This is a genomic window from Lacrimispora algidixylanolytica (assembly GCF_003609635.1).
GTDB lineage: Bacteria > Bacillota > Clostridia > Lachnospirales > Lachnospiraceae > Lacrimispora > Lacrimispora algidixylanolytica.
This window is the reverse complement of record NZ_MCIA01000010.1, coordinates 1-17,994: the sequence shown is the minus strand read 5'-3', so window position 1 is coordinate 17,994 and position 17,994 is coordinate 1. Positions and strand designations below refer to the sequence as shown.

Below are 17,994 nucleotides of genomic sequence, written 5' to 3'. Positions count from 1 at the left end.
TTAGATCACCTCGCAGGTTCCACCTAAAGCCACGATTTTGGTTTTTGCGCCTTCGCTGAAAGCATCCACCTTTACTGTAAGCTTTTTGGTTAATTCTCCATTTCCAAGGATCTTAACACCATCACGCGGATTCTTAACGATTCCGCTTTCTAGTAATGTTTCAACAGTAACAACTGTACCGTCTTCAAAACTATCCAAAGCGCTTACATTTATGCCGATAATTGTCTTAGAGTTTCTATTTGTAAAGCCTCTCTTCGGAATACGTCTGTATAAAGGCATCTGTCCGCCTTCAAAACCAGGTCTGGTAGCTCCAGAACGAGCTTTCTGTCCTTTATGACCTTTACCTGCAGTCTTACCGTTACCTGAACCATGGCCACGGCCTCTTCTGAAGTTATTGCTGTGTTTAGAACCTAACGCAGGCTGTAAATTTGATAAATCCATCGCTTGCACCTCCTTACTGTATTTTCTTAAATCTCTTCAACTTTTACTAAATGACGCACGTTGGCGATCATACCTCTCACCGCTTCGTTATTCGGCATCTCAACTGTTTTATGAAGCTTCTTTAAGCCTAATGCTAAAACAGTTGCTTTGTGCTTCGGAACTGCACCGATCGGGGATTTCACCAATGTGATTTTTAATTTATCTGCCATCTTCTTATCCTCCTTAGCCTAAAATCTCTTCTACAGTTTTACCGCGAAGTCTAGCAACTTCCTCAGGAGTCTTTAACTGAGTCAATCCTTTGATTGTTGCTAAAACAACATTAGTTTTATTGTTAGAGCCCATAGACTTTGTACGGATATTCTTAATTCCTGCAAGCTCAACTACTGCACGAGCAGGACCTCCTGCGATAACTCCAGTACCTTCTGAAGCTCTCTTTAAAAGTACAGCTGCACTTCCAAATTTTCCGATTAGGTCATGGGGAATACTGTTATTTTCATCAATAGGAACATTAACCATGTTCTTAACAGCAGCCTCTTTTCCTTTACGAATTGCTTCTGGAACTTCACCAGCTTTGCCAAGACCTGCACCTACGCGGCCATTACCATCGCCTACTACTACTAAAGCAGAGAATCTCATGGTACGTCCACCTTTAACGGTTTTAGATACACGCTTGATAGCAACTACTCTGTCGTTTAATTCTACCTGATTTGCATCAACAATTGTACGTTTCACGCTGTCATTCTCCTCTCTACTTAGAATTCCAGACCAGCTTCTCTTGCTGCGTCTGCTAATGCCTGAACTTTACCCTGATATATAAAACCGCCTCTGTCAAAGACAACTTCCTTGATACCTTTTTCAATGGCTCTCTTAGCCACTATGGTACCTACATATGCTGCAGCATCAACGTCGTTAGTTTTCTCTAATTCTGCCTTTACTTCTTTTTCTACTGTAGAAGCAGTGACTAAAGTCTTACCAACTGTATCGTCAATAATTTGAGCATACATATGATTATTGCTTCTAAACACAGCTAAACGCGGTCTTCCTGCAGTGCCTGCAAAACGATTACGAATTCTGTTGTGCTTTTTAACGCGAACTTTGCTTCTTGACTGTTTGCTAACCATCTTTACACCCTCCTTAATTATTTCTTACCAGTCTTACCAACTTTACGTCTAATTACTTCGTCAGCATACTTAATACCCTTGCCCTTATAAGGTTCAGGTCTTCTCTTATCTCTGATTTCAGCAGCGTACTGGCCTACTTTTTCTTTATCGATACCTTTTATGAAAATGATGTTCTGACCTTCCATAATGGCTTCAATGCCTTCTGGATCAGTCATTTCAACTGGATGAGAGTAACCAAGAGACAGAATTAATTTGTTACCCTGCTTCTGAGCTCTGTAACCAACACCGTTGATTTCCAGCTTCTTCTCATAGCCGCTAGTAACACCAACAACCATATTGTTAACAAGTGTTCTAGTCAGACCATGTAAAGCTTTCATTCTCTTTAAGTCATTTGGTCTAGTAACTAAGATATGACCATCTTCTTCTTTGATTGTCATCTCTACAGGTAAATCTCTCTCAAGAGTTCCCTTAGGACCTTTTACAGTCACTTTGTTATTTTCTGCGATTGTTACAGTAACTTCTGCTGGAATCGCGATAGGCATTCTTCCGATACGTGACATGCCGTTTACCTCCTTAAATTCTCGGAAGGAACGTTTTGTTCCCTCTGTTTTCAGATGCTTAACCCCTGATTCCCACTACGGTTCACAGGGTAGTTCTTCTCCCTTTGGTCGAAGAACGGCTTTCATACTAAACTCACGCTTCGCCTGCAGCTCACGTTCATTAAGTGTTCAATGCCTACCAAACAAATGCTAAAACTTCTCCGCCAACATTCATGTTACGTGCTACTTTATCAGTAATCACACCCTGATTTGTGGAGATAATTGCGATTCCTAAACCACCAAGTACTTTAGGTAACTCCTCTTTGTTTGCGTATACACGTAAACCTGGCTTGGAGATTCTCTTAATACCTGTTATGATTTTTTCATTTTTATCTTTACCGTACTTTAAAGTGATTCTAATTGACTGGAATGCACCGTCTTCTACGATATCATATTTTTTAACGTATCCCTCTTTCACAAGGATATCAGCAATAGCTAATTTCATCTTGGATGAAGGTATATCTACTGTATCATGTTTGGCAGTATTTGCGTTACGTACTCTTGTAAGCATATCTGCAATTGGATCGCTCATTGTCATTTTGAAATTGCCTCCTTCCTAATTTTACCAGCTAGCTTTTTTAACACCTGGGATCTGACCCTTGTATGCTAATTCACGGAAGCAGATTCTGCAAACTCCGTATTTTCTTAAATAAGCATGTGGACGACCGCAGATTCTGCAACGACTATATTCTCTTGAGGAGAATTTTGCTGGTTTCTGCTGTTTGATCTTCATTGAAGTCTTAGCCATGATTATTCCTCCTACTATTTTGCAAATGGCATATTGAATAATGTCAAAAGTTCACGGGATTCTTCGTCTGTCTTAGCGGTAGTAACAAAAATAATGTCCATACCTCTTACCTTGTCAACCTTATCGTACTCAATTTCAGGGAAAATAAGCTGTTCCTTGATACCAAGTGCAAAGTTACCTCTACCATCAAATGCGTTGGCATTTACGCCTCTAAAGTCACGTACACGAGGAAGTGCAAGGTTGATCAGACGATCAGCAAATTCATACATTCTCTTCCCACGTAATGTTACTTTACAACCGATTGGCATACCTTCTCTAAGTTTGAAGTTAGCAATTGATTTCTTAGCCTTTGTTAAGACTGCCTTCTGACCGGAGATAATCTCTAAATCTCTGACTGCAGAGTCTAAAACCTTGGCATTATCTTTTGCTTCACCAATACCCATATTGATGACAATCTTATCTAACTTTGGCACTTCCATAACGTTCTTATAGCCAAATTTTTTGATCATAGCTTCTACGATCTCTGTATTGTAAGTCTCTTTTAATCTAGCCAATTTTTATTCCTCCTCTCCGAATTAGTCAATTACCTTACCGGTTGCTTTTGCAACACGTACTTTTTTACCATCTTTTACTTCAAAACCAACTCTTGTTGCTGTTCCGTTAACAACGAGCATAACGTTTGAAATATCAAATGCAGCTTCCTTCTGAACGATTCCGCCCTGCTGATTGCCTGCACTTGGCTTAACATGCTTTGTAATCATGTTAACACCTTCAACGGTTACTTTATTGTTCTTAGCGTCTATATTAAGAACCTTACCCTGTTTGTTTCTATCTTTACCTGCGATAACTTTAACCAGGTCATCTCTTTTAATTTTATGCACAGTCCGACACCTCCTTATAATACTTCTGGAGCTAAGGAAACAATCTTCATGAAATGCTTCTCTCTTAACTCTCTGGCAACCGGCCCAAAGATACGAGTTCCTTTTGGAGTCTTGTCATCTTTGATAATTACGGCAGCATTCTCATCGAACTTGATATAGGAACCGTCTTTACGGCGTGCGCCCTTTACAGTACGTACAACAACGGCCTTAACTACATCGCCTTTCTTTACAACACCACCAGGTGTTGCATCTTTAACAGTGGCAACGATAATATCACCAATACTAGCATATCTTCTTGTAGATCCACCCATAACACGGATGCAAAGAAGTTCCTTTGCACCGGTATTATCAGCAACCCTTAATCTGGTCTCCTGCTGAATCATGCCTGTTACTCCTTCCTAGTAAATTATTTCGCTCTTTCAATAACCTCAACAAGTCTCCATCTCTTATCTTTAGATAGTGGTCTTGTCTCCATTACTTTTACGGTATCGCCCATGTTGCAATCATTCTTCTCATCATGTGCTTTTAATTTATACGTTCTTTTTACGATCTTGCCGTATAAAGGATGTTCTACATGGTCTTCAATAGCAACTACGATAGTTTTATCCATCTTGTCACTTACAACCTTACCAGTACGGGTTTTTCTAAGATTTCTCTCCACGTTAGGTATTCTCCTTTCGAGTTTATGGCCTCATCGGCCCTATCTATAAGTTTACACGCACTCGTGTGTGTCATGCTTTTATGAAATAACAATTTAAGCTAACTTTGCTCTCTCAGTTATAACAGTCTGGATTCTAGCAATGTTCTTGCGAACTTCCTTGATTCTGTTTGTGTTATCAAGCTGATTGGTCGCATTCTGAAATCTTAAATTGAAAAGTTCTTTCTTAGCAGCTACTAATTCTGTATTCAGTTCAGAGACTGATTTTGCTTTTAATTCTTCTACATACTTATTAGTTTTCACTGTTATTCACCGCCTTCTAAATCTGCTTTAGCAGCAATTTTACATCTGCATGGTAATTTGTGCATAGCAAGACGTAAAGCTTCACGTGCTGTTTCTTCAGGTACTCCAGCGATCTCGAATAATACACGGCCTGGTTTTACTACTGCTACCCAGTATTCCAAACTGCCCTTACCGGAACCCATTCGGGTTTCTGCTGGTTTTGCTGTTACAGGTTTATCCGGGAAGATTTTAATCCAAACTTTACCACCACGCTTGATGTAACGAGTCATGGCAACACGGGCTGCCTCGATCTGGTTAGATCTGATCCAACATGGCTCTAAAGAGACTAAACCGAACTCACCGTTGCTGATCTTATTGCCTCTTAAAGCTTTACCAGCCATGTTTCCACGGAACTGTTTACGACGTTTAACTCTTTTTGGCATTAACATTATTTATCTCTCCCTTCCTTGTTTCCTTTAGTTGGAAGTACTTCACCATTATAGATCCAAACCTTAACGCCGACCTTACCGAAGGTTGTATCTGCTTCAGCGAAACCGTAGTCAATATCTGCTCTTAATGTCTGTAACGGAATTGTTCCCTCGCTGTAGGACTCGCTACGAGCCATATCTGCACCGCCAAGACGGCCTGCAACTGCAGCTTTGATACCCTTAATACCAGTCTTCATAGAACGACCCATAGTGGATTTCAACGCACGACGGAATGATACACGATTTACTAACTGCTGAGCGATAGATTCAGCAACAAGCTGAGCATCTTTATCTGGTCTTTTAATTTCTTTAATATCAACAAATAACTTCTTATCTGTAAGTTTCTGAACTTCAACTTTTAATCTCTCAATTTCAGAACCACCCTTGCCAATTACAACACCTGGTTTAGCTGTGTGGATAATAACCTTAACTCGGTCAGATGATCTTTCAATTTCAATATGAGAAATGCCAGCGCTGTATAATCTCTTCTTCAGAAATTTTCTGATCGCATAGTCTTCTATTAAGTTGTCTGCGAAATCAGCTTCAGCATACCATTTTGAGTCCCAGTCTTTAATAACACCGACTCTTAAGCCGTGTGGATTAACTTTCTGTCCCATTATTTGCCTCCTTATCTTTCATTAAGCACAACCGTGATGTGGCTCATTCTTTTTTCAATTCTATAAGCGCGGCCCTGTGCTCTCGGTTTTACTCTTTTCATTGTTGGTCCCTTGTTAGCAAAACATTCTTCAACATAAAGCTTTGTTGGGTCCATTCCGTTGTTATTTTCAGCATTAGCTAATGCTGATTTTAATAACTTTTCTATTAAAGTAGAAGCATATCTGGGATTGTAAAGTACAATACCAAGTGCTGTCTGAACGTCCTTGCCTCTGATAGCATCTAATACGAAACATGCTTTCTGAACAGATACTCTAGCATAGGATAACTTTGCTGACGGTCTCATGTCCTTCTCGGCATTTCTTTCTCTCTTAATCTGGCTTCTATGTCCTTTAGCCATGGTAATCCTCCTTTCAACTATAACGCCCTTTGGGAGTCCTTAGGACTACCCGGAGGGAGTCTGTTTCTTTATTTACTTACGACCAGACTTTTTCTCGTCTTTGCCATGTCCTCTGTAAGTTCTAGTAGCAACGAATTCACCCAGTTTATGTCCAACCATATCTTCGGTAACATATACTGGAACGTGTTTTCTGCCATCATGAACTGCAATTGTATGTCCAACCATCTGTGGGAAGATTGTAGAACGGCGTGACCAGGTCTTAATTACCTGTTTCTGTCCTGCTGCGTTCATAACATCTACTTTTTTGAGTAAATGTGCATCTGCAAATGGTCCTTTTTTAAGTGAGCGAGCCATAGATTCTAACCTCCTTCAATTATTTGACGGTTTTTCCATCTCTTCTTCTAACGATTAACTTGTTAGACTGCTTGTTTTTCTTTCTGGTCTTATAGCCAAGTGCTGGTTTGCCCCATGGTGTACTTGGACCTGGACGGCCAATACCAGTCTTACCTTCACCACCACCGTGTGGATGGTCATTCGGGTTCATAACAGAACCGCGGACTGTAGGACGGAATCCCATGTGACGTTTTCTACCGGCTTTACCAATATTGATTAAGTTATGATCACCATTACCTACAACACCAATGCTGGCTCTGCAGTTAATTGGAACCATTCTCATCTCACCAGAAGGTAAACGAAGAGTTGCAAACTTGCCTTCTCTTGCCATTAACTGTGCGCCGTTACCAGCAGAGCGAACTAACTGACCACCTTTTCCTGGGTAGAGCTCAATGTTATGAACCTGAGTACCAACCGGGATCTTGTTTAATGGTAAGCAGTTACCTACTTTTGCTTCTGCAGTTTCACCGCTCATAACCTTCATTCCGTCTGTTAAACCAGCAGGAGCGAGGATATAGGCTTTTGTACCATCAACATAGCTGATTAAAGCGATATTTGCTGTTCTGTTTGGATCATATTCGATACCAATTACAGTTGCAACAATACCATCTTTGCTATTTCTCTTGAAATCGATGATTCTAAATTTACGTTTAACGCCGCCTCCGCGATGTCTAACAGTGATTTTACCCTGATTATTACGGCCAGCTGACTTCTTGATTGTCTTACCAATCAAAGATTTTTCAGGTGTATCTTTTGTGATTTCGCTGAAATCCGAACCGGTCATGTGTCTTCTGGAAGGGGTATATGGGTTATACTTTTTAATTCCCATGATTATTTCTCCTCTCAACGCCGCCTGGCGTATCTAATTATCGTGATATAAGGTTCATCACATAGGTTGACTGTTTGTATGTTTTACTCTCTGACGGTGCAAAAGATACTCCTCACTCAGTTTGGAGTATCCGTTTTCACACGAAAAACGAAATAACCGTTTCTAGTGTTTCACGCGCCACCAAGCGTTCCGATTTTACAGTCCTTCGAAAATTTCGATCTCTTTGCTATCTGCTGTTAACTGAACGATCGCTTTCTTTGTCTTAGATGTCTTACCGAAAGTTGTACCTCTTCTTTTGGTCTTACCTTCTAAGTTCATAGTGTTCACGTTGGCAACTTTAGTGCCTGGGAACATCTTCTCAACAGCTTCTTTAATCATAGTCTTGTTAGCATCTGTGTGAACAATAAATGTATACTTTTTGGACGCCATAGCGTTCATGCTCTTCTCAGTTACTACAGGTTTTTGAATTACGTCGTAATATTTTATATCTGCCATTATGCGTACACCTCCTCGATTGCTGCAACAGCAGTCTTGGTAGCAACAACTGTGTTGTACTTTAAGATATCGTATACATTGATTGTGTTAACAAAAGCAGTTTTAATTGTAGCAATGTTTCTTGCGCTTAATACTACGTTTGTGCTGTCGTCACCAACAACCACAAGTGCTTTGGATACCTTTAAGTTGCTTAATACAGCCTGGAATTTCTTTGTTTTGATCTCATCAAACTTTAACTCATCAACAATAATGAATTTATTCTCGCTTACTCTGCTTGATAATGCAGATTTAAGAGCAAGTCTTTTTTCTTTCTTGTTCAGTCTGATTGTGTAATCTCTTGGTGTTGGAGCGAATACAACTCCACCGCCTGTCCACTGTGGAGATCTTGTAGAACCCTGTCTTGCGTGACCAGTTCCCTTTTGCTTCCATGGTTTTCTTCCGCCACCGGATACTTCAGCACGTGTTTTTGCTTTCTGTGTTCCCTGGCGCTTATTTGCAAGCTGGCTTACGACTGCCATGTGTACGAGATGTTCATTAACATCTACGCCAAACACTGCATCGCTTAACTCTAATGTGCCAACTTCTTTACCTTCCATATTGTAAACAGATACGTTTGCCATCTGTATGATCCTCCTTTCTTATAAAAGCATTATTTAGATGCCTTTACTGTTTCCTTGATTGTTACTAGAGATTTTCTTGGTCCTGGGATAGCACCCTTAACTAAAATCAGGTTAGTTTCAATATCAACCCTTACGATTTCAAGGTTCTGGATTGTTATCCTCTTGTTACCCATCTGTCCAGGCATCTTCTTGCCTTTAAATACTTTACTTGGATCAGAAGCAGCACCATTGGAACCAGCATGACGATGGAACTTAGAACCGTGAGCCATAGGCCCTCTGGACTGTCCGTGTCTCTTAATAGCACCCTGGAAACCTTTACCTTTGGAGATTGCGGTTGCATCTATCTTATCGCCTGCAGCGAAGATATCAGCTTTGATTTCGTCTTTAACAGAATACTGATCAGCATTCTCAAGCTTAAATTCTCTTACAAATCTCTTGTAAGAAACGCCAGCTTTTTCAAAATGGCCTTTAATTGGCTTGCTAACGAGTTTTTCTCTCTTATCAACATAACCAACCTGTACTGCACTGTAACCATCGTTCTCAACGGTCTTGATCTGTGTTACTACACAAGGACCAGCCTGAAGAACTGTTACTGGAGTTAATACTCCATTTTCATTGAAGATCTGTGTCATTCCGATCTTCGTCGCTAAAATAGCTTTCTTCATGTTTTTACCTCCTGTTTGTTAATTCTACAGCGGATTGCTTTCGCAATCATCCTAGAACAGCCCAATATACGTGGAACACTATGACTCTGCCTGGCAGAGATGTTGATTCCTTACAGGAAAAAAGTGTTGCTTCTATATTAAAACCCTTCAGGACATTACCTAAATTGTTTCTGATGAAGATTATTTATTCTTCATCTTGATATCGATGTACACACCTGCTGGCATTTCCAATCTGGATAATGCATCAACAGTTTTCTGGCTTGGTGTGATGATATCAATGAGTCTCTTGTGTGTTCTCTGCTCGAACTGTTCTCTTGAATCTTTGTACTTATGAACCGCTCTTAAGATAGTTACCACTTCCTTCTTGGTTGGTAACGGCACTGGTCCACTCACTTTAGATCCTGTCTTTTTCACAGTGTCGATAATCTTACCTGCAGACTGATCAACTAACTGATGATCGTATGCCTTTAATGTGATTCTCATTACTTGACTTGCCATAAAAAAAGTCGCCTCCTTTTCGCACTTATAATAGAAGTACGACAAGCGGTGACTGTACACGTTACCGTGTGTGTCCTACAGGACCTCACACAGAGTTTCTCTTTCAATTCCAGAGTTTTAAATTGTACAGTGACTTGTCGCCAGTTTCCTAACTTGACATTCGCTCTACGAGAAAACCTGCTTATACAAGCAGCAACCTCTCGTTTCAACGCTATCATGCCACAGCCTTAACATAATAACATATATTTTTTTCCATTGCAAGCATTTTTTTTGAAATTATTCATAAAACTAAGTCATGCAGAAAAAGACAGACAACTTTCCCGTGTGAGCTTGCTCACAAAGCCAAAGTTGCCTGTCTTTTTCTATAGGATGCAGTCCGCAAATGATGAATGCCCCATGTCTGAACCATTTTCCTACTGCCAAGCTGGTTCTGTGGGGGCTTTCCCTTCATTACCAGATGGATTCTCTTCATCTACCTTGATCAGATTACCGTTGCTTCCGGTCTTATACTTTACACCGTCTGCGCTTTTGACTGTAGTATTCTTTGATACTTTACCAGAGGTATTCACTACATAGGTAGTCTTCGTGCTTCCTGTTGGAATAGCAATTGGATCATACTTATTCCCGCTATCCGCACATTGAAGCTTTCCCATATAGTAGAGATAACCATCCTTTACTCCGGTGTAGCCACGACCGCTGTCACTAAAATAATAGGTTGCGTCGCTGCCATCACCTTCTATTACCTTAACTTTGCCTTTTTGCATGGTGCTGGCTTTCTTTTCTCCGAAATAAAAAGCCGTATAATCAGAAGATCCGCCAATGGATACTTTCTGAAGACCATAGACAGGATTGCCCAACTCATTGAACAAATAAGTCTTGTCATTGATTTTGGTTAAATTCTGTGTAGTAGCTTCTCCCTCTTTCGGTCCGGCTTTTGGTACGCCTGCAGTGGAAAAGTAAAACCATTCAACATTTTCCTCATAACCCGAAATTTCCTTTGGAGGCTCAACGGAAAACCAACCCACTCTTAGTTTACCATTACTATCGTAGTATTTGTAATTTTGAATCTCGTGCTCTGCGTTGTCCACACCAACATTCTTCCAGCCAGTCTGAAGAGACCCATCTGAATCAAAACAATAAGCGATTCCATCAATCTTATAAGAACCATAATCTCCGGACACATCTTTTGGTACATACTTTTTCCCGTTCTCACTAAAGTAGTACCAGAACTTTCCGTCATCACTGTCTCCAGGATTAACCCTACCAGTTTCTTCGTTGCTGTCAGGGGGATATAGCTTCTGCCAGCCTGTCCTCATCGCACCGTCTGTTCCAGTGTAATACATATCATCTAAAACCCAACCAGTCTGCATCTCCCCATTGGCATCAAAGTAATACCACTTGTTGTTGATCTTAGACCAGTTGTCCATAATGGCTTTTCCACTGCTTCCAAAATAATACCACTTATAATTAGCAGAGCCATTATCCTGAAACTTCATCCACTTATCCGTCACTAAAATTCCGTTGGAATCCACATAATAAGTATTCTCCACCCAGGAATTAAGTGACATCTCACCACTGCTGTTTAAGTATCTCCAGTTGTTGTCTTCACCTTTTTTCCAGGTATTGGTTACTTTATTCCCAGATTCATCTGCAAACACCCAGTTATTGCCGGAAGCGGATTTCTCCCATCCAGCATAGGCATCTACCGTGGAAACATGAACCGCCAGCACGGCAGTTACCGCCAGTACAATGAGACCTTTTCTTTTCATATTGTCACTCCTTACAGGGATTTCCTTTTTTACTAATTTTATTTTAACAATTATTCTCAGATAATTCAACTGTTTTAATCTTTCAATTCTATTACAAAATTATTGCTCTGTTCTGCCATCCATAAGAATATGAAAGAGTTCTTAACCTTTTATGTCTGATATGCAACAAAAAAGGCGGGCCCGGCAAAGCCGGAAACCCACCCAAATCTATGAAGTATGAAAGAATGACAATACATTCTGTTAATTACAACGATTATTTCTGCATCCACATCTGCATCTACAGTTACCACAACGGTTACAGCGTTGGCAACAGCGGTTCCCACCGCAACATCTGCGGTTAGAGCAATTGTTAAAGCAGAGATTACAAGAATTACCGCAGCCATTGCAGAATCGGTAATTACACCAACAGCTCTGACCACAGTTTCCTACACAAAAGCCCATGCGTAAACAACTCATAACGGTTCACCTCTTAATCTTATTTATACCTTATTATATAGGACATAAATACAAGACGTGAATAAAGCCGTCCAAAACCTGTATAGTACCGTACTTGACGCATAAAGTTCTTTCCAGTATAATCATAGAATCATCGAAAATATAGGAAATACAGGATTGTTAGAAAGAAAGGTTGGCACCGAATATGTGGATTGCAGACGGCTGGAAAGATTATGAAATTATAGATTGTACAGAAGGAGAAAAACTGGAACGCTGGGGGAATTATCTCCTTGTTCGTCCTGACCCTCAGGTCATCTGGTCAACTCCCAAAACAGAAAAAGGCTGGAAGAAGATGAATGGCCATTATCACCGTAGTGCAAAAGGCGGAGGAGAATGGGAATTTTTTAATCTTCCTGAGCAATGGACCATAAGCTATAAGGAGCTGACATTTCAGCTTAAACCCTTTAGCTTTAAGCATACGGGACTCTTCCCGGAGCAAGCAGCGAACTGGGACTGGTTCAGTGAGAAAATTAAAAAGGCAGGACGGCCGATCAAGGTATTAAACTTATTTGCATATACAGGAGGTGCGACTTTAGCAGCAGCACAGGCTGGAGCAACTGTTACTCATGTAGATGCTTCCAAGGGAATGGTAGGTTGGGCAAAAGAGAATGCTCGCTCCTCTAATTTAGAATCTGCTTCCATTCGTTGGATCGTAGACGACTGTGTGAAGTTCGTGGAAAGAGAAGTCCGCAGAGGAACTAAGTACGATGCCATTATCATGGATCCTCCTTCTTACGGAAGAGGACCTAAGGGTGAGATTTGGAAGATTGAAGATGCCATCTACCCACTGGTTCAGATCTGTTCCAAGCTTCTCTCAGATGACCCACTTTTTTTCCTCATTAATTCTTACACAACAGGGCTTGCACCTTCTGTCTTGTCCTATATGTTGTCTACGGAAGTTGCAAAGAAATACGGCGGTACTGTAGAGGCTGGGGAAGTTGGATTACCAGTCACACAGACAGGTCTGGTACTTCCATGTGGCGCATCAGGACGCTGGTCATCGACCTCCGTTTAATAAACACCAGGTTCTTGGCAGAAATTTTCTTAAAAGACACGCAATGTAATAGCTAAGGAAAACGCATACAACCGGCATCATTAGAAAGATTCCAACGGGAATGACCGGAACAGACGGGAGCAGAAATGCTCCTGTTTTGTTTATGAGTCTTACCATTGCAAAATGAATTGCATAAAGAAAGAAATTCTGCTTCATCCATTCCTTTGCTTCAAACAGAAGAAATTCCGGAACCATCAACCACAAAGCCACTGGAACAAACAAACGAAACAAAACAATGGAAGCTGCCACCTCCCCTACGGCCTCTCCTGGAAAATCAAAACCATACACAAGACAAGCTAAGACAATCAAGGTCCCTCCGACCAAAAGTGCTTTTAAATCCCAGGTTCTTTCAACAATTTCTTTTCCATGGACTGCTGCAAATGCCCCAACGGTATAATAAAGCATGGCATCCAGATTTACGAACCTCAATTCTCCTCCTAAATAGATGGAGATTAAAATCCCTAATAAGAAAGCGCCTCCTATGATTTTCTTCTTTACCACAAGATAGATAATAGGTGACAACATAAGAAGTATAATGAGTTGATTCAAATACCAAAACACATAATTATAGGTATGGTATAGAATTGCTTCTCCTGCCTGAGTGATGGTAAAAGGAATTCTCCCCATCCCCATAATATTCGTAAGAACAGGAATCCTGCTACCTATGACATAACCCAGATAATAGAGGAAATTCCATAGGATATAAGGAACTAAGACGCTTCGTATTCTAGAATTCCATTTCACCCAGATCCGGTTTAAGGCAAAGGTTCGAAAGAATAGATAAGATGAAATCAGGAAAAAACCAGGGACTGCCACCTGAGCCACTGTATCACCTAAAAAGCGCTCCAGATAATCAGCCCGGTAAGCGATTTTATTTGTACCTAAAAACAGAACTGCGTTATAGGAGTGAACCCAGATAACAAGGACACTAAAGAAAAATGTGAACCAAATGATTTTATTTCTAAACTTCTGCTCTTCCATGAGGCCACCATTCTCCCTTATCTTTTAGAAACATCTTATAGAAACATTGTAGTTACCACATCTTATCCAGAACAGAAGCCGACGCTTTTTCATTATTCCTGTCACACTGTTCAAAATATCTCCTATAATACTCCGTATACATTAAATCAATCAAAAATAGCTGACTGATCTCAGAGGAAGTGGAACCTCCTTGAAGGGGGCCTTCATTGGCTCCACACAAAAGCGTCATATCTGCAAAGGAAGTGAGGGGTGATTTTAAGAACCGAGTGATACATACCGTAACCGCACCTGCCTTTTTCGCAAGCTCTGCAGCATGAATGGTATCCTTTGTAGCACCGGAATAAGAGAAAAATACAGCCGCTTCTCCTTCTTCCATCATAGAAGCTGCCATTGCCTGCATATGTCCATCCTGGATACAAAATACTTTAGGCTCGATGCGCATAAACTTATTCGCAGCTTTTAATGCGGATATCATACTGGTTCCAACTCCAAAAAAACAGATTCGTCTTGCCTTATAAAGGGCATCAATGACTGCTCCAAACTGCACTTCATCTAGAAGGGAATACGTCTCTTCCAGGGTGTCCATATTGGTATTAAGTACTTTACGTGCGACCTCTTTAAAGGAATCGTTTAAACTGATATTACCTTCCAGACGCCCCTGTCCAGTGGTCTCATCGTGAAGGCTCAAAGATAATCTCATCTTAAATTCCTGATATCCCTTTAAATCTAAGGTCTTGCAGAAACGAAATACACTGGTATCTCCTACTTCGCATGCCTCGGCTAGTCCGGTAATTGACATAAACAGGACTTCTCTGGAATTTTGCAGGATGTAATCAGCTACCTTTTTCTCTGCTTTTGTGAACTGATTGTATTCCAAACGGATTCTGGTTAAAAAATCCCCTTTCATATTATATACGCTCCTTTTATCCTCATCTGATTTCATTACCGCTTCGGCATCCGGAACCGGAAATAAAATGTTTGGTGATATCCCTGGGCCTTGTAATCGCACTTCCTATCACTGCAGCGAATACGCCTAAAGAGAATGCCTCTTTTAACTGTTCCGGGGTCCAGATACCACCCTCAGCAATCACTGGTTTTGGTGAGTCCAGAGAAAGCCTTCTCATCAATTCATGGTTTGGAAGATTTGCATCTTTTGTCTCCTCTGTGTACCCGCTCATGGTGGTTCCAATGAAATCAAAACCTAGAGAAGCCGCATTCATTCCTTCTTCATAAGAGGCACAATCTGCCATGAAAAGCTGATCTGGATATTTTTCTTTGACTTCCTTCCAAAATTCAGATAGAGTTCTTCCTCCAGGGCGGGGTCTATTGGTGGCATCTATTGCAATGATCTCAGCCTCGCATGATACCAGTTCATCTATTTCCTTCATGGTGGGCGTTATATACACTTCACTTCCATCATATTCTCGCTTTACAATCCCAATGATAGGAAGGTCTACTTCTTGTTTAATGGCTGTGATATCCACTACCGTATTGGCACGGATGCCAACAGCTCCACCCTCTTTTGCGGCATATGCCATCCGGGACATGATGTGGGGACTGTATAGGGGTTCATCGCTGAGTGCCTGACAGGATACAATCAGACCATTTCTAAGCTTATCGTAAAGATTTTTTCTCATGGCCTCTCCCCCTTTTCTTTTATGAGACAATCATACCATAAATAAAAAATATATTTCAATACAATTTAATTAGAAATTTTATTCATATCCCTAGCCAATTTAAGGTTAAATTCAGTTTACGAACACATGTTGATGTTATACTTTTTGTATTTCATATACAAAGGAGGAATTAAAATGAGTATAACAGGCATATCTGGAACATCCACCCTTGATTATCAAATGGAACTCCAGTTGCAAAAAGAAGAAGAAAAAAAGTCCACTGAGCAGGTCGCAACCCAACAAGCGCAGATTACAGGATTAGTAGACACTGGCTCCACCAACGTTCCAACAGCGTCTTCCCCCTCTGATCGGACAAAGGATACCTTAGAGATCAGCAAAGAGGGAAGAGCCTATCAGCTGAAATCCCAATCAGATTCTGTATCCAATTCCTCGGAATCCGGCACAGACAGCACTCAAAACCTGACCAGCCTTACTGAAGCAGAGATACAGAAGCTGGTTGATAAAGGAACCATTAGTCAAGCAGAAGCCGATAAAGAGTTAATGAGAAGAACTTCTGAAAAGAGTAAAAATGAGTCATCAAATGATACAAAATTGGAACCTTATATGGAAGAGGAGTCATAAATAGAAAACCTGGTGAAAAGCCGGGTTTTTCTTTTTTTCCAATCTCAGTATAAAATAAATCTTTTTTTTCACATAATTTGAAGACTCACTGCGTAGGGTTTATGATATAATAGCAATAGTTTTAATGAATGCTTCATAGTAAGGAGAACGAAATAATGAAAAAAAGAACCAGAGTCGCATGTCTGTCCCTTGCCATTTTGCTCACCGGCCTTTCCTTTGAACTGACCAATCAATTACCGTCAGGAAATCAGCCAGGGACCGAACATGTGCTCCGCTCGTTTTCAACCGATGAGGGACAAGCCCTTCACCCACTTGCCATTGGGCCTGGACTTGTAAATCTATCCCCATCTGATGAATTTTCCACCTATCAATGGGGATTGAAAAATGATGGCGAATTCCGTCTTGTGGAATTAAAATCTAAGTTCCAGTCAGTTGATAACGTTTATGACGGATTAAAATCCGGTATGGGTCTTGGACTTCCAATACCTGGCCCGGGGGATTATGAATCTAAAGTTACAAAAGCGGTAGCAGGAATCGATATAGATATACAACCAGCTTGGGAAACCTATGAAAAAGCAGGGGAAAAGCGTTCTGTCATTCTTGCCATCATAGATACGGGCATTGATATCAAACATCAAGAACTTAGGGATTCCATCTGGACAAACCCAGGTGAAATTGCTGGAGACGGCCTGGACAATGATGGCAATGGGCTTGTAGATGATATCCACGGCTGGAACTTCTATTCTGGAAACAACAAGGTGTTTTTAGGAAGTGAGGACAGCCACGGAACCCATGCAGCTGGTACCATAGGGGCCGCAAGAGGTGCTTATGGCATAGCTGGGATTACAGACAACCGTTATGTTAAAATCATGCCCCTTAAGGCACTGGGTGGAAAAGAAGGCACCGGAACTCCGGAGGCAGTCATTCAATCCATCCGTTATGCCGAGGCCAATGGGGCTTCCATCTGCAACTTAAGTATGGGAACCTCCGCCTACAGCGAGGAACTAGCCCAGACCATCAAAAATTCTCACATGCTATTTGTTGTTTCTAGTGGAAACGGAGGAATCTCCGGGCTTGGTTATGATACAGATATCAATCCTGTGTATCCAGCGTCCCTCCCCTTTGACAATGTAATATCCGTAGCAAACATTCTCTTTGATGGTACCTTAAGCAAGGAATCCAATTTTGGAGCGAAAAGTGTGGATATTGCCGCTCCCGGCACTTATATCCTCAGTACCATACCAGGTAATAAATACGGTTTTATGAGCGGTACCTCTATGTCAGCTCCTATGGTTACTGGAGTGGCTGCCATGGTTTATTCTTACCGGACCGATATTTCCTTATCCGATGTAAAACAGATTCTGCTTAATTCCAGCAGAAAGCTGGACTCTCTTCAGGGGAAAGTCGTAAGCGGCGGCCTTTTAGACGCTTACAGTGCGCTGAACTGGAAGTAATATTATACAAAAAAAGGGGCTGTAAAAAAACTCCGTTAAAGAAAAATCGCTCAGGCCGTGAGGCTTGAGCGATTTTTTGGTATAATTAATTATGCTAATAAATAAAAACACCAACGTTAATTATACTGTAAGACAGTTAAAATTACCATTGGAAATCGAAAAATTAATTGATATTTCCGATCCAGTATACACTTTTTGTGAAGTTATGGATCACATTGACCTATCAAGATATTTTGTGGAGAAAGGCTGA

Annotated in this window: 29 protein-coding genes and 1 pseudogene; 4 read left to right on the top strand and 26 right to left on the bottom strand. The window is 40.9% G+C overall.

The features are described 5' to 3' along the window. The 23 genes from rplO to BET01_RS08135 form a co-directional block, all read right to left on the bottom strand. A complete protein-coding gene (rplO, locus tag BET01_RS08250) occupies positions 1-441 on the bottom strand; it encodes a 50S ribosomal protein L15 (RefSeq protein WP_120196328.1) in 441 nt (146 codons plus the stop codon). 26 nt (positions 442-467) lie between these two features. After that, on the bottom strand, positions 468-650 hold the full coding sequence (gene rpmD, locus BET01_RS08245; protein WP_120196327.1) for a 50S ribosomal protein L30: 183 nt from the start codon (positions 648-650) through the stop codon (positions 468-470). Positions 651-663: 13 nt separating this feature from the next. Beyond that, entirely contained in the window at positions 664-1,173 is a 510-nt protein-coding gene (gene rpsE, locus BET01_RS08240; protein WP_120196326.1) for a 30S ribosomal protein S5, read from the bottom strand. Between the two features lie 20 nt (positions 1,174-1,193). Continuing rightward, positions 1,194-1,562, bottom strand: a complete 369-nt coding sequence (gene rplR / locus BET01_RS08235; RefSeq protein ID WP_120196325.1) for a 50S ribosomal protein L18 — start codon at positions 1,560-1,562, stop codon at positions 1,194-1,196. Positions 1,563-1,579: 17 nt separating this feature from the next. After that, a complete protein-coding gene (gene rplF, locus BET01_RS08230; protein WP_120196324.1) occupies positions 1,580-2,122 on the bottom strand; it encodes a 50S ribosomal protein L6 in 543 nt (180 codons plus the stop codon). 175 nt (positions 2,123-2,297) lie between these two features. Then, the gene (gene rpsH, locus BET01_RS08225) at positions 2,298-2,699 is read right to left on the bottom strand and encodes a 30S ribosomal protein S8 (RefSeq protein WP_120196323.1); all 402 of its coding nucleotides are present in this window, start codon (positions 2,697-2,699) and stop codon (positions 2,298-2,300) included. A gap of 24 nt (positions 2,700-2,723) precedes the next feature. Next, the gene (locus tag BET01_RS08220; RefSeq protein ID WP_120196322.1) at positions 2,724-2,909 is read right to left on the bottom strand and encodes a type Z 30S ribosomal protein S14; all 186 of its coding nucleotides are present in this window, start codon (positions 2,907-2,909) and stop codon (positions 2,724-2,726) included. A gap of 14 nt (positions 2,910-2,923) precedes the next feature. Continuing rightward, positions 2,924-3,463, bottom strand: coding sequence for a 50S ribosomal protein L5 (rplE, locus tag BET01_RS08215; protein ID WP_120196321.1), 540 nt, complete (start codon positions 3,461-3,463; stop codon positions 2,924-2,926). A 21-nt stretch (positions 3,464-3,484) separates the two neighbouring features. Then, positions 3,485-3,790, bottom strand: coding sequence for a 50S ribosomal protein L24 (gene rplX, locus BET01_RS08210; protein WP_120196320.1), 306 nt, complete (start codon positions 3,788-3,790; stop codon positions 3,485-3,487). Between the two features lie 14 nt (positions 3,791-3,804). Further along, positions 3,805-4,173 carry a 50S ribosomal protein L14 gene (gene rplN / locus BET01_RS08205; protein WP_120196319.1) on the bottom strand — a complete coding sequence of 123 codons (369 nt, stop codon included), beginning with the start codon at positions 4,171-4,173 and terminating at the stop codon, positions 3,805-3,807. A 23-nt stretch (positions 4,174-4,196) separates the two neighbouring features. After that, a complete protein-coding gene (rpsQ, locus tag BET01_RS08200) occupies positions 4,197-4,451 on the bottom strand; it encodes a 30S ribosomal protein S17 (RefSeq protein WP_120196318.1) in 255 nt (84 codons plus the stop codon). A 93-nt stretch (positions 4,452-4,544) separates the two neighbouring features. Further along, entirely contained in the window at positions 4,545-4,751 is a 207-nt protein-coding gene (gene rpmC / locus BET01_RS08195; RefSeq protein ID WP_120196317.1) for a 50S ribosomal protein L29, read from the bottom strand. Positions 4,752-4,753: 2 nt separating this feature from the next. Then, complete coding sequence (gene rplP, locus BET01_RS08190; protein ID WP_120196316.1) at positions 4,754-5,179, bottom strand: 50S ribosomal protein L16; 426 nt, start codon at positions 5,177-5,179, stop codon at positions 4,754-4,756. Beyond that, positions 5,179-5,835: a 30S ribosomal protein S3 gene (gene rpsC, locus BET01_RS08185; protein WP_120196315.1), complete on the bottom strand. Its 657-nt coding sequence runs from the start codon at positions 5,833-5,835 to the stop codon at positions 5,179-5,181. Before rpsC ends, rplP begins: the two co-directional genes overlap by 1 nt. Before the next feature lie 11 nt (positions 5,836-5,846). After that, positions 5,847-6,233 carry a 50S ribosomal protein L22 gene (gene rplV, locus BET01_RS08180; protein WP_120196314.1) on the bottom strand — a complete coding sequence of 129 codons (387 nt, stop codon included), beginning with the start codon at positions 6,231-6,233 and terminating at the stop codon, positions 5,847-5,849. A 72-nt stretch (positions 6,234-6,305) separates the two neighbouring features. After that, positions 6,306-6,587 (bottom strand): 30S ribosomal protein S19, encoded by a 282-nt coding sequence (gene rpsS, locus BET01_RS08175; protein ID WP_013274336.1) that lies wholly within the window; start codon positions 6,585-6,587, stop codon positions 6,306-6,308. A gap of 19 nt (positions 6,588-6,606) precedes the next feature. Continuing rightward, entirely contained in the window at positions 6,607-7,455 is an 849-nt protein-coding gene (gene rplB / locus BET01_RS08170) for a 50S ribosomal protein L2 (protein ID WP_120196313.1), read from the bottom strand. A 195-nt stretch (positions 7,456-7,650) separates the two neighbouring features. Continuing rightward, entirely contained in the window at positions 7,651-7,950 is a 300-nt protein-coding gene (gene rplW, locus BET01_RS08165; RefSeq protein ID WP_120196312.1) for a 50S ribosomal protein L23, read from the bottom strand. After that, positions 7,950-8,570 carry a 50S ribosomal protein L4 gene (gene rplD / locus BET01_RS08160; RefSeq protein WP_120196311.1) on the bottom strand — a complete coding sequence of 207 codons (621 nt, stop codon included), beginning with the start codon at positions 8,568-8,570 and terminating at the stop codon, positions 7,950-7,952. The genes rplW and rplD overlap by 1 nt, the downstream gene beginning before the upstream one ends. Before the next feature lie 29 nt (positions 8,571-8,599). Next, positions 8,600-9,235, bottom strand: a complete 636-nt coding sequence (gene rplC, locus BET01_RS08155) for a 50S ribosomal protein L3 (protein WP_120196310.1) — start codon at positions 9,233-9,235, stop codon at positions 8,600-8,602. Between the two features lie 180 nt (positions 9,236-9,415). After that, positions 9,416-9,733: a 30S ribosomal protein S10 gene (rpsJ, locus tag BET01_RS08150; protein WP_013274341.1), complete on the bottom strand. Its 318-nt coding sequence runs from the start codon at positions 9,731-9,733 to the stop codon at positions 9,416-9,418. A 413-nt stretch (positions 9,734-10,146) separates the two neighbouring features. After that, positions 10,147-11,502: an N-acetylmuramoyl-L-alanine amidase family protein gene (locus tag BET01_RS08140; protein WP_120196308.1), complete on the bottom strand. Its 1,356-nt coding sequence runs from the start codon at positions 11,500-11,502 to the stop codon at positions 10,147-10,149. Positions 11,503-11,651: 149 nt separating this feature from the next. Then, on the bottom strand, positions 11,652-11,921 hold the full coding sequence (locus tag BET01_RS08135) for a hypothetical protein (protein WP_120196307.1): 270 nt from the start codon (positions 11,919-11,921) through the stop codon (positions 11,652-11,654). A 221-nt stretch (positions 11,922-12,142) separates the two neighbouring features. Here BET01_RS08135 and BET01_RS08130 point away from each other — a divergent pair, with 221 nt between their 5' ends. After that, on the top strand, positions 12,143-13,012 hold the full coding sequence (locus BET01_RS08130; protein WP_120196306.1) for a class I SAM-dependent methyltransferase: 870 nt from the start codon (positions 12,143-12,145) through the stop codon (positions 13,010-13,012). Here the strand turns inward: BET01_RS08130 and BET01_RS08125 are convergent. The 3 genes from BET01_RS08125 to BET01_RS08115 are packed head-to-tail and all read right to left on the bottom strand — an operon-like array spanning position 12,995 to position 15,669. Further along, a complete protein-coding gene (locus BET01_RS08125) occupies positions 12,995-14,032 on the bottom strand; it encodes an acyltransferase family protein (protein WP_120196305.1) in 1,038 nt (345 codons plus the stop codon). The genes BET01_RS08130 and BET01_RS08125 overlap by 18 nt on opposite strands. 52 nt (positions 14,033-14,084) lie before the next feature. Then, positions 14,085-14,939: a MurR/RpiR family transcriptional regulator gene (locus BET01_RS08120; protein WP_120196304.1), complete on the bottom strand. Its 855-nt coding sequence runs from the start codon at positions 14,937-14,939 to the stop codon at positions 14,085-14,087. A gap of 22 nt (positions 14,940-14,961) precedes the next feature. Continuing rightward, entirely contained in the window at positions 14,962-15,669 is a 708-nt protein-coding gene (locus BET01_RS08115) for an N-acetylmannosamine-6-phosphate 2-epimerase (protein ID WP_120196303.1), read from the bottom strand. A gap of 174 nt (positions 15,670-15,843) precedes the next feature. On the opposite strand from BET01_RS08115, the gene BET01_RS08110 reads away from it, so the two are divergent. From BET01_RS08110 to BET01_RS22595, 3 genes and pseudogenes are all read left to right on the top strand, one after another. Continuing rightward, on the top strand, positions 15,844-16,290 hold the full coding sequence (locus BET01_RS08110; RefSeq protein WP_120196302.1) for a hypothetical protein: 447 nt from the start codon (positions 15,844-15,846) through the stop codon (positions 16,288-16,290). A 155-nt stretch (positions 16,291-16,445) separates the two neighbouring features. Then, a complete protein-coding gene (locus BET01_RS08105; protein WP_120196301.1) occupies positions 16,446-17,744 on the top strand; it encodes a S8 family peptidase in 1,299 nt (432 codons plus the stop codon). A 91-nt stretch (positions 17,745-17,835) separates the two neighbouring features. Continuing rightward, positions 17,836-17,988: pseudogene (locus tag BET01_RS22595) on the top strand (transposase); the annotation flags it as partial. Positions 17,989-17,994 lie beyond the last annotated feature (6 nt).

What these genes read in the sequence shown, in the direction of transcription:
- BET01_RS08115 (WP_120196303.1), bottom strand. Translation starts at nt 15,669, where the DNA reads ATGAGAAAAAATCTTTACGATAAGCTTAGAAATGGTCTGATTGTATCC.
- BET01_RS08120 (WP_120196304.1), bottom strand. Translation starts at nt 14,939, where the DNA reads ATGAAAGGGGATTTTTTAACCAGAATCCGTTTGGAATACAATCAGTTC.
- rplW (WP_120196312.1), bottom strand. Translation starts at nt 7,950, where the DNA reads ATGGCAGATATAAAATATTACGACGTAATTCAAAAACCTGTAGTAACT.
- BET01_RS08105 (WP_120196301.1), top strand. Translation starts at nt 16,446, where the DNA reads ATGAAAAAAAGAACCAGAGTCGCATGTCTGTCCCTTGCCATTTTGCTC.
- BET01_RS08220 (WP_120196322.1), bottom strand. Translation starts at nt 2,909, where the DNA reads ATGGCTAAGACTTCAATGAAGATCAAACAGCAGAAACCAGCAAAATTC.
- BET01_RS08140 (WP_120196308.1), bottom strand. Translation starts at nt 11,502, where the DNA reads ATGAAAAGAAAAGGTCTCATTGTACTGGCGGTAACTGCCGTGCTGGCG.
- BET01_RS08130 (WP_120196306.1), top strand. Translation starts at nt 12,143, where the DNA reads ATGTGGATTGCAGACGGCTGGAAAGATTATGAAATTATAGATTGTACA.
- rplC (WP_120196310.1), bottom strand. Translation starts at nt 9,235, where the DNA reads ATGAAGAAAGCTATTTTAGCGACGAAGATCGGAATGACACAGATCTTC.
- rpmD (WP_120196327.1), bottom strand. Translation starts at nt 650, where the DNA reads ATGGCAGATAAATTAAAAATCACATTGGTGAAATCCCCGATCGGTGCA.
- rpsJ (WP_013274341.1), bottom strand. Translation starts at nt 9,733, where the DNA reads ATGGCAAGTCAAGTAATGAGAATCACATTAAAGGCATACGATCATCAG.
- rplB (WP_120196313.1), bottom strand. Translation starts at nt 7,455, where the DNA reads ATGGGAATTAAAAAGTATAACCCATATACCCCTTCCAGAAGACACATG.
- rplR (WP_120196325.1), bottom strand. Translation starts at nt 1,562, where the DNA reads ATGGTTAGCAAACAGTCAAGAAGCAAAGTTCGCGTTAAAAAGCACAAC.
- rplF (WP_120196324.1), bottom strand. Translation starts at nt 2,122, where the DNA reads ATGTCACGTATCGGAAGAATGCCTATCGCGATTCCAGCAGAAGTTACT.
- BET01_RS08110 (WP_120196302.1), top strand. Translation starts at nt 15,844, where the DNA reads ATGAGTATAACAGGCATATCTGGAACATCCACCCTTGATTATCAAATG.
- rpsC (WP_120196315.1), bottom strand. Translation starts at nt 5,835, where the DNA reads ATGGGACAGAAAGTTAATCCACACGGCTTAAGAGTCGGTGTTATTAAA.
- rpsH (WP_120196323.1), bottom strand. Translation starts at nt 2,699, where the DNA reads ATGACAATGAGCGATCCAATTGCAGATATGCTTACAAGAGTACGTAAC.
- rplV (WP_120196314.1), bottom strand. Translation starts at nt 6,233, where the DNA reads ATGGCTAAAGGACATAGAAGCCAGATTAAGAGAGAAAGAAATGCCGAG.
- rplO (WP_120196328.1), bottom strand. Translation starts at nt 441, where the DNA reads ATGGATTTATCAAATTTACAGCCTGCGTTAGGTTCTAAACACAGCAAT.
- BET01_RS08125 (WP_120196305.1), bottom strand. Translation starts at nt 14,032, where the DNA reads ATGGAAGAGCAGAAGTTTAGAAATAAAATCATTTGGTTCACATTTTTC.
- rplN (WP_120196319.1), bottom strand. Translation starts at nt 4,173, where the DNA reads ATGATTCAGCAGGAGACCAGATTAAGGGTTGCTGATAATACCGGTGCA.
- rplP (WP_120196316.1), bottom strand. Translation starts at nt 5,179, where the DNA reads ATGTTAATGCCAAAAAGAGTTAAACGTCGTAAACAGTTCCGTGGAAAC.
- rpsS (WP_013274336.1), bottom strand. Translation starts at nt 6,587, where the DNA reads ATGGCTCGCTCACTTAAAAAAGGACCATTTGCAGATGCACATTTACTC.
- rplD (WP_120196311.1), bottom strand. Translation starts at nt 8,570, where the DNA reads ATGGCAAACGTATCTGTTTACAATATGGAAGGTAAAGAAGTTGGCACA.